This is a genomic window from Leeuwenhoekiella aequorea (genome assembly GCF_004104375.1).
GTDB classification, from domain to species: Bacteria; Bacteroidota; Bacteroidia; order Flavobacteriales; family Flavobacteriaceae; genus Leeuwenhoekiella; species Leeuwenhoekiella aequorea.
Window position 1 is genome coordinate 534,018 of the sequence record NZ_QOVM01000002.1, and the last position, 12,628, is coordinate 546,645.

12 protein-coding genes are annotated in these 12,628 nt (G+C 33.9%); 11 read left to right on the forward strand and 1 reads right to left on the reverse strand.

The window, feature by feature from the left end; genetic code table 11:
• The first annotated feature begins 27 nt into the window (after positions 1–27).
• The 4 genes from DSM00_RS06405 to DSM00_RS06420 all read left to right on the forward strand — a co-directional run bounded on the left by DSM00_RS06405 (position 28) and on the right by DSM00_RS06420 (position 2,468).
• Positions 28–531 carry an OmpH family outer membrane protein gene (locus DSM00_RS06405; RefSeq protein ID WP_128757193.1) on the forward strand — a complete coding sequence of 168 codons (504 nt, stop codon included), beginning with the start codon at positions 28–30 and terminating at the stop codon, positions 529–531.
• Between the two features lie 434 nt (positions 532–965).
• On the forward strand, positions 966–1,487 hold the full coding sequence (locus DSM00_RS06410; protein ID WP_128757194.1) for an RNA polymerase sigma factor: 522 nt from the start codon (positions 966–968) through the stop codon (positions 1,485–1,487).
• A gap of 30 nt (positions 1,488–1,517) precedes the next feature.
• A complete protein-coding gene (locus DSM00_RS06415) occupies positions 1,518–2,015 on the forward strand; it encodes a hypothetical protein (protein WP_128757195.1) in 498 nt (165 codons plus the stop codon).
• Between the two features lie 15 nt (positions 2,016–2,030).
• Positions 2,031–2,468: a sensor of ECF-type sigma factor gene (locus DSM00_RS06420; RefSeq protein ID WP_128757196.1), complete on the forward strand. Its 438-nt coding sequence runs from the start codon at positions 2,031–2,033 to the stop codon at positions 2,466–2,468.
• A 57-nt stretch (positions 2,469–2,525) separates the two neighbouring features.
• On the opposite strand, the gene DSM00_RS06425 is transcribed toward DSM00_RS06420, so the two are convergent.
• Positions 2,526–3,575, reverse strand: coding sequence for a sialidase family protein (locus tag DSM00_RS06425; RefSeq protein ID WP_128757197.1), 1,050 nt, complete (start codon positions 3,573–3,575; stop codon positions 2,526–2,528).
• Positions 3,576–3,652: 77 nt separating this feature from the next.
• Between DSM00_RS06425 and DSM00_RS06430 the strand changes: the two genes are divergently transcribed.
• The 7 genes from DSM00_RS06430 (at position 3,653) to DSM00_RS06460 (ending at position 12,533) form a co-directional block, all read left to right on the forward strand.
• Positions 3,653–4,870: an RsmB/NOP family class I SAM-dependent RNA methyltransferase gene (locus tag DSM00_RS06430; protein WP_128757198.1), complete on the forward strand. Its 1,218-nt coding sequence runs from the start codon at positions 3,653–3,655 to the stop codon at positions 4,868–4,870.
• 187 nt (positions 4,871–5,057) lie between these two features.
• On the forward strand, positions 5,058–8,720 hold the full coding sequence (gene purL / locus DSM00_RS06435) for a phosphoribosylformylglycinamidine synthase (protein ID WP_128757199.1): 3,663 nt from the start codon (positions 5,058–5,060) through the stop codon (positions 8,718–8,720).
• A 384-nt stretch (positions 8,721–9,104) separates the two neighbouring features.
• Complete coding sequence (locus DSM00_RS06440) at positions 9,105–9,413, forward strand: hypothetical protein (protein WP_128757200.1); 309 nt, start codon at positions 9,105–9,107, stop codon at positions 9,411–9,413.
• Positions 9,406–10,308: a hypothetical protein gene (locus tag DSM00_RS06445; RefSeq protein WP_128757201.1), complete on the forward strand. Its 903-nt coding sequence runs from the start codon at positions 9,406–9,408 to the stop codon at positions 10,306–10,308. The genes DSM00_RS06440 and DSM00_RS06445 overlap by 8 nt, the downstream gene beginning before the upstream one ends.
• Positions 10,305–10,787 (forward strand): hypothetical protein, encoded by a 483-nt coding sequence (locus DSM00_RS06450; RefSeq protein ID WP_128757202.1) that lies wholly within the window; start codon positions 10,305–10,307, stop codon positions 10,785–10,787. Before DSM00_RS06445 ends, DSM00_RS06450 begins: the two co-directional genes overlap by 4 nt.
• A gap of 860 nt (positions 10,788–11,647) precedes the next feature.
• The gene (locus DSM00_RS06455; RefSeq protein WP_128757203.1) at positions 11,648–11,977 is read left to right on the forward strand and encodes a hypothetical protein; all 330 of its coding nucleotides are present in this window, start codon (positions 11,648–11,650) and stop codon (positions 11,975–11,977) included.
• Positions 11,978–11,990: 13 nt separating this feature from the next.
• Positions 11,991–12,533, forward strand: coding sequence for a hypothetical protein (locus DSM00_RS06460; RefSeq protein WP_128757204.1), 543 nt, complete (start codon positions 11,991–11,993; stop codon positions 12,531–12,533).
• Positions 12,534–12,628 lie beyond the last annotated feature (95 nt).

Consider the following 12,628-nt stretch of genomic DNA (forward strand, 5'->3'; position numbering starts at 1 on the left):
ATTTTTACCACAAATTTCCACCCTAATATGAAACATCTATTTTTAGCCTTTTTAGTATTTATAAGTTTGAGTACAGTCTCTGTAGCCCAAGGAACGGTAGCTCACATAGATATGTCAGAACTTTTAAAGATTATGCCAGAAAGCAAACAGGCAGAGGCAGAAATAAACCGACTGAATCAAGCGTACAGAGCAGATTTTGAAACCTCGTACAGAGAGTATCAAGCTAAATTTGTAAAATTTGAGGATGAGGCGTCTACATTATCTCCAGAAGAATCTGCAAAAAGAAAAAGTGATCTTGAACTAATAGAACGCAATCTGGCACAGTCACAACAAAATATAGATAAACAAATTGCAGAAAAAAGAGAATTACTATTTGCTCCTATTAGAGAGAAAGCTAAAACTTTGGTGACTAAAATAGCAGACGATCAAGGATTTTTATACGTTCTTGATTCTGCTGCATCTAATGGTCTAATAATGGCCAAGGGAAAAGATCTAATGCCAGAAGTAAAACGAATCTTAAATATTAAATAGTATTTAATGCATTAGACTAGTAACAAAATACCAAAATAAAAAAGCCGCATCTCCATGATGCGGCTTTTTTTCTGATGTAATCCTTTACGTTGGGATTAATAAATAAATTAAACATTCTTTCTTATTTGGGACAAAAAAGGGAATTTTAAAAACATTTAAAAATCACATCAGAATAATTAACATTCTATAGAATACTTACTTTCTATCTCAAATATAACTTCTATAATGTTATAAAACAATAGATGAACGTTGTTTATCCAATATAATTACGCTTTATCGTCAATTATTTTAACTTTAAGCAAGATTCATAAGATTATACTTAGAAGTTACAGATTCGATAATAATTTTATTTCAGCCCGATTAAACCTTTTCAGAATATACAAGTCTCATATAATGTAAAAAGGTAATAAGTACAAAACCATTTTAGAATATAAATATTGAGTATCAAAACAATAAATCCCGTATCGATCAAATTTGAAGATCTGGTAAGCGAATATAAAGAGCGTTTATATTGGCATATTAGACGTATGGTGATTTCTCATGAGGATGCTGATGATGTTTTACAAAACACGTTTATAAAAGTATTTAAAAACTTAAATACTTTTAATGGAGATAGCCAGATATATACTTGGCTTTATAGAATTGCTACAAATGAGAGTTTAACATTTATAAAGAAGAGACAACGAACCACTCATTTAAGTAACGAAGATCTGCAAGATAATTTAATTGCAAACTTATCTAGCGACCCTTATTTTAATGGTGACGACGCGCAATTAAAGCTTCAAGAGGCCATTAATACACTGCCCGCTAAGCAGAAGCAAGTATTTATTATGAAATACTATGATGAATTACAGTACAATGAAATTTCAGAAATTTTAGGCACTTCTGAAGGTGCATTAAAAGCCAATTACCACCACGCGGTAAAAAAAATCACAGATCACGTCACTGGTAATTAAACCTTTTTAAATATTTAAAGTCTAAAAATTATGGAAATCGATAATAATAATAAAGAACAATTTAATATCCCGAGCGATTACTTCAAATCGTTTGATGATAGATTGTTTACTGAACTTAAGTTTCAGGAGCTTTTTCCTAATAAAGTGGATGTCTTTACAGTTCCAGAAAACTACTTTGAAGATGTTAGCCTAAAGATTATAGAACAAAATAAACCGCAAGGCAAACTCATATCATATGATTTTAAAATGTTTGCTAAAGCATTTGTAGCACTTGCAGCAGTTGTAGTACTATTATTTTATGTTATTAACCCGGTAGGCACACCAGAAGATTTTGATTCACTTTCTGTTTCCAGCATTGAGAGCTATTTAATAGATCAAGATCAACTACCCTACTATTTTTCTGATGAAGATCTAAGTAATATTGAAGATAACACTTCAATATTTGATCAGCAATTAGATAGTGAAGAGGTGATTTATGACTATATAGATCAAGATATCATTGAGACCTCTTGGACTGCAGATCAATAATTTAAACCCAAAACAATGAAAAATTTAATTATAATATTGGGGTTGTTAATAGGTGTTACATCCTATGCTCAAAATGACCATCACGAACGTATAAAATCACTTAAAGTATCTTTTTTAACTGAAGAGCTAAATCTTACTCCTTCAGAAGCCGAGAAATTCTGGCCTATTTATAATATATATGATTCAAAAATGAATGATTTACGTAATCGTGAACGTAGTTTATTCAAACAAAAATACGGTTCTTCAGGATCTAAAAACACGTTTTCAGAGGGTGAAGCTAATAAGCTTATAGCAGAATATAATGATATTCTTGAAAAGAGATTTGCTTTGGAAAGCAGCTTGATGTCTGACCTCACAAGAAAACTTCCTGCCTCAAAAATGATGTTTCTTCCTGAAGTGGAACACAAATTTGGCAAGAAATTGTGGGAAGAATACCGTAAAAGAAAAAAGTAAGTTAAGTTTTGGTTTTAGTTTTAAAAAGCCTGTTTACATTTTGTAAACAGGCTTTTTTTATCTTTTAAATTTCAACTTAGAAATTCTATTGGGTCCTGCAGCATATGCTGTTGAGTCATTTACAAAACGAATGGTAAAAAAACCTTCTTCACTTAGACTTGTCCAGCTTGCACCTTGATCTTTACTATAATCTACACCTTCAAATCCTATAGCTAATAATTCCTTGCCGGTAGTGTTAGGTATAAATTGAATACAACTTCTATAACCGGGATTAGCACCATTGGCAATTAAGTTCCACGTTTTGCCACCATCTGTAGTAAGTGCCTTATTAGCGGTAGTACCATTAGGTTTTGTATAATCACCTCCTATGATTACTCCCAATTTGTCATTATAAAAATCTATTGAATAACCTCCTGTTGTAGACTTTCCTTGAACGAGCGGCGTTTTATACAACTCCCAGGATTTACCTTTATCACCTGTAAACAGAACATTAGACTCCATTCCTCCGGTTATTATCCATGCACTATCTCCATAAACAGCGATATTACTATTACTAGCGGCAAAAGCTGCCTCTCCATCTGCTGCAGTGGGTAGATTTGAGCAGGCTATTTTTGACCAACTTTTACCGCCGTCGCGTGTTATAATAATCGAAATGCAAGAATCTGTAGGGTCACCCATTGCAATGCCTTCTTTGTCATTCCAGAAAATCATAGAATCATAAAAAGCTTTAGGATGATCTTCGCTGTAAACGAGCTCCATTCCCGAATTGCCTGTTTTATAAAGTAACGCCGGACTAGCAACACTAAGCATAAAGAAATCTTCTGCGGTATGTGCTACTGCTCTAAAACTTGGCGTGAGACTGTCTTTTTTAAGAATACCCGTATTCCAGGTTTGAGAACTAAAATTATAGAGTCCGTATTTACCATTCGATCCAGCAAAAGCCAGACTACCATCATTAAGAATATCTATTGCACGTACACTTACAGAATCTGTATACATATCCTCAATTACTACACTTTTAATAGGAGATAACGGTTTAGCTTCTTCTGAAGAATCTTTACATCCTGAAACAACTAGGAGTAGTAAAACAATAATATAATATTTCATATTTTAAAATTTAGGGGAATTTAAAACTATTCGCCTTTAAACCTGTACCTTTGCACCCATTTTTAAACACACTTTTTATGCGTTTACACCGCAACTTGGTTTTTGCCGTCATTGATGGTCTTATCGAAATTTTTAACGAAGGCAGTTATGCCGATAAAGTTATATCAAAACAATTAAAGCGTGATAAACGCTGGGGATCTCGTGACCGTAGTTTTGTAGCAGAAACAACCTATGATATTGTTCGCTGGAAACGCCTATATGCAGAAATTGCAGATGTTAGCGAACCTATAGATCGCAAAGATCTATGGCGCATGTTTGCAGTATGGTGTACTCTTAAAGGAATTAAACTACCAGATTGGCCACAATTTGAAGAAACGCCTACGCGTCGTATTAAAGGTAGATTTGATGAATTATCAAAAACCAGAAAATTACGAGAGTCTATTCCAGATTGGTTAGATGAGTTAGGAGAGAAAGAATTAGGTGATAAATGGGATGTAGAACTAGCTTCATTAAACAAGCAAGCTCCGGTCGTTTTACGTACTAATAAATTAAAAACAGACCTTGATACTTTAAAAGCTGCTTTGGTTGAAGAAGGTCATGAAACTGAAAACCTGAAAGCATATCCTGATGCTCTTCAGCTACAGGAACGCGGAAATGTATTTGCTACAGAGGCTTTTAAAAATGGCTTATTTGAAGTTCAAGATGCTTCTTCACAAATGGTTGCTCCTTATCTTGATGTAGAACCGGGAATGCGCGTTATAGACGCTTGTGCCGGTGCAGGTGGAAAAACATTACATCTTGCAGCACAAATGGATAATAAAGGCCAACTAATAGCTTTAGACATTTATGCTAATAAATTAAAAGAACTGAAACGTAGAGCGCGAAGAGCCGGTGCTCACAATATAGAAACCAGAACCATAGACAGTACTAAGGTTATTAAAAAATTGCACAATTCTGCAGATCGTTTGCTTATTGATGCTCCGTGTACAGGACTAGGCGTTTTAAGTAGAAATCCTGATGCTAAATGGAAACTGCAACCAGACTTCGTAGCTAAAATACAAGAGACTCAGCAAGAACTTTTAGTAGATTATTCTAAAATGGTAAAACCCGGAGGAAAAATGGTCTATGCTACATGCTCGATTTTACCTTCAGAAAATCAGGAACAAGTAAAGAAATTCTTGAAAACAGATGAAGGAAGAGAATTTAAAATAGAAAAACAGAAAACAATTTTATCTAGCGAAAGTGGATATGATGGTTTCTACATGTGCCTAATGGTAAAGAAAGATAAAGCTTAATTTTAAGCAACGATTAAACTTGAAAAGCCTCTTAGAAAAATCTAAGAGGCTTTTTGTATTTTAATAAAATAGAACGCAAGTAGGTTATCAACATCAATGAGTTAAATTCTGTTGAATTTCTTTAAAAACTAAGACCGAAGTAAAGAGCAAAAATCACTAAATTTGTCGCTTCTTTAGCAAAAGCACTATGATTCATTTTTTCGGTTCACAAGAAACCAAAATTTTCGCAGTTCAAACCAATAACGAACTTTCACAAGAAGATATAAATAAGCTTAACTGGCTTTTTGGCAATCAGGCTAAAATACAAGCGTCTACTTTAGACGCTTTTTTTATTGGTCCACGCGCCACAATGATTACTCCCTGGAGTACTAATGCCGTTGAGATCACCCAGAATATGGGTATTGAAGGCATCATACGTATCGAAGAATTTGTTGCTGGCAAGGCTGATTTTGATCCGATGCTCTCTCAGGAATATCTTAAGCTTGATCAAGAAGTATTTACAATAAATATTGAGCCCGATTCTATCTTACATATTGAAGATATTGCAGCATTTAATGAGCAAGAAGGGCTTTCTTTAAATGAGGAAGAAGTAGCTTATTTAGAAAGTGTAGCAAAACGTATAGGCCGTCCACTTACAGACTCAGAAGTTTTTGGCTTTAGCCAGGTAAATTCTGAGCATTGCCGTCATAAAATTTTCAACGGTACGTTTGTGATTGATGGTGAAGAAATGCCGACTTCACTCTTTAAAATGATACGTAAGACTTCCACAGAAAATCCTAACGAAATTGTTTCTGCTTACAAAGATAATGTTGCATTTATAAACGGACCTAAGGCAACACAGTTTGCACCTAAGACAGCTGATAAACCCGATTATTATACCGAAAAAGAATTCGATAGTGTACTTTCACTAAAAGCCGAAACTCACAACTTCCCTACTACAGTTGAACCTTTTAATGGTGCTGCAACTGGTGCTGGTGGAGAAATTCGGGATCGTCTGGCAGGTGGTCAGGGATCATTACCGCTGGCAGGAACTGCAGTTTATATGACTGCATATTCCCGATTAAAGGCAGAATCTCAACGCGATTGGGAAGATGGTATGCCAGAACGAAAATGGTTGTATCAAACTCCAATTGATATACTTATAAAAGCTTCAAACGGGGCTTCAGACTTCGGAAATAAATTTGGTCAACCCCTTATTGCAGGTTCTGTTTTGACTTTTGAACACGAAGAAGGTGGTCGCAAGCTAGGCTACGATAAAGTGATTATGCAAGCCGGTGGAATAGGTTACGGAAAAAAGAATCAAGCTTTAAAAGAAAAACCGCAAACCGGAGATAAAATTGTAATTCTAGGTGGTGATAACTACCGCATAGGGATGGGTGGTGCTGCAGTTTCTTCAGCAGATACGGGTGCCTTTAGCTCGGGGATTGAATTAAACGCTATTCAGCGCTCTAATCCTGAAATGCAAAAACGAGCTGCAAATGCTATTCGTGGTATGGTAGAAAGCGATGAAAATACCATTGTTTCTATTCACGATCACGGTGCCGGCGGTCACTTAAACTGTCTTTCTGAACTGGTTGAAGAAACCGGAGGACTGATTGATCTGGATAAACTTCCTGTAGGTGACCCTACTCTTTCAGCTAAAGAAATTATAGGCAATGAGTCGCAAGAACGTATGGGTCTAGTTATAGGTGCTCAAAATGCTGAAACTTTAAAACGTATTGCAGATCGCGAACGTTCTCCTATGTACGAAGTAGGTGATGTGACTGGTGATCATCGCTTTACATTTAAATCTAAAACTACAGGCGAAAAACCTATGGATTTAGAAATGAATGATATGTTTGGTAGTTCGCCAAAAACCATAATGACCGATTCAAAAATCAGTAGGGTTTATGATGATGTTTCCTACTCGTTAGAGAATTTTCACGACTATTTAGAAAATGTATTGCAACTGGAAGCTGTTGCCTGCAAAGACTGGTTAACGAATAAAGTTGATCGTTGTGTAGGTGGACGGGTTGCAAAACAGCAATGTGTGGGGAGCTTACAAATTCCACTAAATAATGTGGGAGTAATGGCCCTGGATTTTAACTCTAAAAATGGTGTTGCTACGTCAATAGGTCACTCGCCTGTAAGTGGTTTAATAAACCCCGTTGCAGGAAGTAAAAATAGTATTGCAGAAGCACTTACAAATATTATCTGGGCACCACTTGAAAAAGGCTTAAAATCGGTTTCACTATCCGCAAACTGGATGTGGCCATGTAATAATGAAGGAGAAGATGCCCGTTTATATGAGGCGGTACAAGCCGTTTCTGAGTTTGCAATAGACTTGGGCATTAATATTCCTACCGGTAAGGATTCGCTTTCTATGAAGCAGAAATATCCTGATGGTGATGTAATTGCTCCCGGAACCGTTATAATATCTGCGGCCGGAACGTGTAGCGATATTAATAGAGTTATTGAACCTGTTCTACAACACGATGAAGGAGCTATCTATTATATAAATTTATCTCAGGATGATTTTAAATTAGGAGGATCTAGTTTTGCTCAAATTCAGAACAAAATTGGTACTCAGGCACCTTCAATCTTAGATAATAAAGGATTTGCTAAAGCATTTGATGTCATTCAAGATTTAATTAAAAACGATATGATCATTGCTGGTCACGATGTTGCTTCCGGCGGACTTATAACCACTCTTTTAGAATTGTGTTTTGCTGAAAATAACTTGGGTGCATCAATAGACTTGACTGCTTTTGTAGAGAAAGATTTAATTAAAATTCTTTTTGCTGAAAATGCAGGTATTGTATTTCAGGCAGCTAAGAATACTGACGTTGAATCTATTTTGACAGAAAATAACATCGCTTTCTTCAATATAGGTACTACAAGTGAAACTGCAGATTTAGAAATTAAAAAGGATTCTATTGAAATAGGTTTAAATATCTCTTCTTTACGTAGGAAATGGTTTCAGACTTCTTATCTATTAGATCAGCAACAAACCGCAAAAGGTCTGGCAGGTGCACGATTTGCAAATTTTGATGTACAACCCTTAACATATAGTTTTCCAAAACAATTCACAGGTATCAAACCTGAAATCGATGCTACTAAACCACGCCCTAAAGCAGCAATTTTACGCGAAAAAGGAAGTAACAGTGAACGTGAGATGGCAAATGCTATGTATCTCGCTGGTTTTGATGTAAAAGATGTGCATATGACCGATTTGATTACCGGTCGTGAAACACTTGAAGATATTCAATTTATAGGTGCTGTGGGTGGTTTCTCAAACTCAGATGTATTAGGATCTGCTAAAGGCTGGGCTGGTGCATTTTTATACAACGAGAAAGCCAATACTGCTCTTAAGAATTTCTTTGCGCGACCAGATACACTTTCAGTAGGTATTTGTAACGGTTGCCAACTTTTTGTAGAGCTCGATTTATTAAATCCAGAACATGTGCAAAAACCAGTTATGCAACATAATGACTCTAACAAGCACGAGAGCGGATTTACCAGTGTTACTATTGCAGAAAATGATTCGGTGATGTTATCTACGCTTTCTGGAGCTACATTGGGCGTATGGATTTCTCATGGTGAAGGAAAATTTAATTTACCACTTGATGAAGAGAACTATAAAATAGTAGGTAAATACGGGTACGATGCATATCCTGCAAATCCTAACGGAAGTAGCTACAACACGGCAATGATGACTGATAAAACCGGTCGTCACTTAGTAACGATGCCACACATAGAACGTTCTATCTTTCAATGGAACTGGGCAAACTATCCTAAAGGTCGCCAAGACGAAGTGAGCCCTTGGATTGAAGCTTTTGTAAACGCCCGTTTATGGATTGAAAAGCAATAACTTGCTTATAATATTTTGATTAAAAAAAAGCACAGATTCTTTGAATTTGTGCTTTTTTTTAATTGTAAACTGTAACTATCGTAGCTATTTGTCTGAACAATAAATCTTTTATATTTATAGACTTGAAATTACCATTTACTGTGCTATTTATGTTTTGTGAATTCTAGATTAAGGAATAAGCAAAAATAAGATCTATGAATACCAAAAGTTATAACAGTTCTATAAAATTATTATGCCATTTTCTTTCTCGCATTTGGGTTATCAACAAGTTGTCATAAAGAAGAAATAAATGATTCTAACATAAACCAAAAAAACTTTGACCTTTCTGCTTTTGAAAATATTCTTGGAAGAAATGTACGTGTAATAATCAATAGTGATCGACTGATGGAAATTGATGGAATAAATTATACTGAATATTTACTAACTAATAATCCTGATAATTTAGTTGAATCTAATATTCATTATACTCTACTTGTTCAAGATGGTGATGAGCTAGCAATTAGTAAAATTATAGATATAACATCACCAACAGAGAATTATCGTTTAAGCGAAAAAGACAATATAGCCATTATACGTGTTTTTGGAAAAAAAGGAGAAACTCTCAGATCTTATCATTATTCTGATAAAACTTATTTAGAACTTGAAAATGAAAGTGAAATTGCACAAACAAATTCGAAAATTTGCAATGGATAGAGGTTATATTTATATCGAAACTGAAAGATGGACAGACTGGTATCACAATAGTGGTAATGGTCTAAGTAAAACGCACAGTACTTTCGAGGGTCTTACTAGGGAAGTCATATTCTCAAATACTTCAGGATATAGTTCTTATCAAAGTTATCCAACATTTGAGTACGGGGGTGGTGCTTATGATTCAAATATTGGTGCCAATTATGATGGAAAATTGAGTTTGGAGGAGCGTACAATTGAAAAGATTACTGAGAGAACTAGTGTCGATAAAATTTATAATAATCTTGAAGGGAAAGCTGATTGTGTTTACCAAAAAATGGTTGACAATAAAAACAATATTAATTGGATTCTTGAAAATTTTAATGATGGAGATACTCCTTCTCAATTTAACTTAAAGCTTGTAATGTCAACAACGCTTGGCAATGAAACAAATGCCAGCACTATAAAATCTGGAAATACTTTCATAATTAAAATCAATGCAAATACTTTATCTAGCAGAACTACTCTTGGCCTGGCTAGAACTGTAATTCACGAAGGAATCCACGCTAGATTAAGAGAGTTTTTATTTAGAAAAGGAGGTACGGTTAGTAAAAACGATTTTCCTGGGGTATATGAATACTACCGAATTTATCAGGACAACTGGGATCATCAGCAAATGGCCGATTTTTATAGGGGTACTATAGCGAAAGGCTTAAAGCAATTTGATAATGGACAACACACAGACCAATTTTATGATGATATGGCGTGGGAAGGTTTAGCGAATATTGTTGACGCAAATAATAGGCCTAATGAAATTTACACGGAAGCGTGGAAAAAATTAACAGATACTGAACAAAATAGAATTAAGAATACTATTGCAAATGAGAAAAGTAATGGAAATAAAACCTGTGTAAAATGAGAAAATACATTTTTATAGTTACATCTCTTTTGTTCTTAAGTTCCTATTCTCAGTCTAGGAAGAATATTTATTTTTTAATTGATAGAAATGATACATTAATCAAAAAACAGATTGCTACTCAAACAAATGAATACGAAGGATATCGAATAATTGATGAGACGAGAATTGTAAAAACAAGTAGAAGATCTTTTAGAGAAAAACCAAAAGATAAAGTTTTAAAAAAAGGTGAAATTTGGATTTCAGAGGGTGATGATGTTGAATATGAAACATTTGCTTCTTATTCATTTTCTTTTAATAGAAAAGTGGATACTATCATCTCAAAAACGTATTTCGATAGTTTGTCAATAATTAAGGACAGGAGAAAATTTTTAGATACTATTAAAATAGAAAATATATTTAATTTGAATTACATATTTATTGAACCTAAAAATTGTACCAAATTCATTATGAGACAAGCAGAGATTTTAACCTTTGAATAATTGCAAGCCATAACAGTTTATAGGAATAGGATGTTCAAAAGTCCTAAACCATATTTACTCTTTTTATTTGTAAGCTGCAATTTCTTTTAGTAAGAATCTGGAAAGAAATGGATGTTTATCGGGTATGTTAGTTGTTAAAAAAAAATAAATGAGAAAGCAAATGGAAGCAAGCTGTGTGAATAAGATAATCATTTTAATGTTTCTTTTGGCAACACCTTTTTTTTCATACGGTCAAAAAAATCAATATCTGCTCTACGACATTTGTAATAATAGTATTTTTACTAGTGGAGATATAAAATATTATAATATCGACGATAATCTTTTTGAAATAAACAGATATCAACAAATTGATACAATTTCTAGGGAAGAGTTTGGTAAATTTTACCACAGTTGACAACCTATGGGATAAGGGTAAAAAATTGTTTCTTGAAATTAGTATTAAGAAGAATAGAATGTTAGAAACTAAAAATCAAGCCTTTTGAACACATTTTTGTCATTGAGAAGCTTCAAAATAATAAATTCAAAAGAACCCGGGTTTGGTGGATAGATTATTAATAAACTTTTATAATACTAATGAATTTTAATTTAGCTACCTAACACAAAATTGGATCTATTTAATATTAAATAAGCGGAGTGTTCTAACAGAGCCTTTAACAAATAATTTAAATCACTTTACTGTTGGGCATCATTGTTTATGTAAAATACCTCTACAAAGAGTATATGGTATAACAACTAAGTCTATCTACCTTTCGACAATAACGGGCCAAGCTGATCCTGATTTCTCAGAACTATTTGATGCTTTTATAGAATACAATAGGACTTCTTCTCCTGCCAATCTCAACAAAACTCAACACGAACTGATGAATGATTTCATCTACGAAATGGCTACATCATTATCTGCTTATGGAAATGCAGCAGACTATAATTTACCACTATCGTATTGCAAAAAATTATGTTACTCTGGAGATATGCTAGCTTCTGCAAGTTTTGAAAATTCGTATCCTGAATATGTTAATCCTGCTGATCGGACAAATAATTCCTGGAATAGAAATCCTGAGTTTATAGAAATTCTTTATTCTGTTTTAAGCGAACAAGACAACACAACACAAACTTATACTCATCCTGATGCCACAACTTTCACAGCAATACCACAAGGCAAACCTGTTTCATTGGTATTTCCTTGTAATTAGTGTATTTCTAATATTGATCCAGACTTCTTGTGGCTCTGTAAAAAACTCAAAAAATACCAACCTCAATATTAGGTCCTTAATAACTCTGGAGGTAAATTTTCACAAGGTAGATAATATAAAGTTTATTGATACTTTCTCTAATGATAAAGCATTTGAAACCTACCTGAAGGATAACCTCTTTGAAAAGGAACCAAAATTATCTTATCCAAATCCATTTTACTCTAAAAGTCAGGCTATAGCTTTGTTCAAAGGATCAAATGGCACTTATCTAATAAATCAACTCAATCAGTCAGATGGTTCTTTAAAAAAATATTTTCCTGAACAAAAAATAAATTTACTTTTTAAGTATGATAATGGCGAGAATAATCAGAATAGGGATTTTGAATATAAATCAAGTAAACAAATAAAAATCACAAAACCAGTCATTTCGATGGATGGGAAACTTGCGCTTATTTGGTATAGCACATACTTTGTAGGTGATGGTCATACAGGTATTCATATGTTTCAAAAAAATGATGGAAAATGGGTACTCTCGAACTTTAGAGAATTGTATTAGGCCTAAGATATTTTCAATATAATGTTAAGCAGTAATTGATAATTATAGATCTTTAGTTTGTGATAATAAAAAAATCACAGATTCTTTGAATCTGT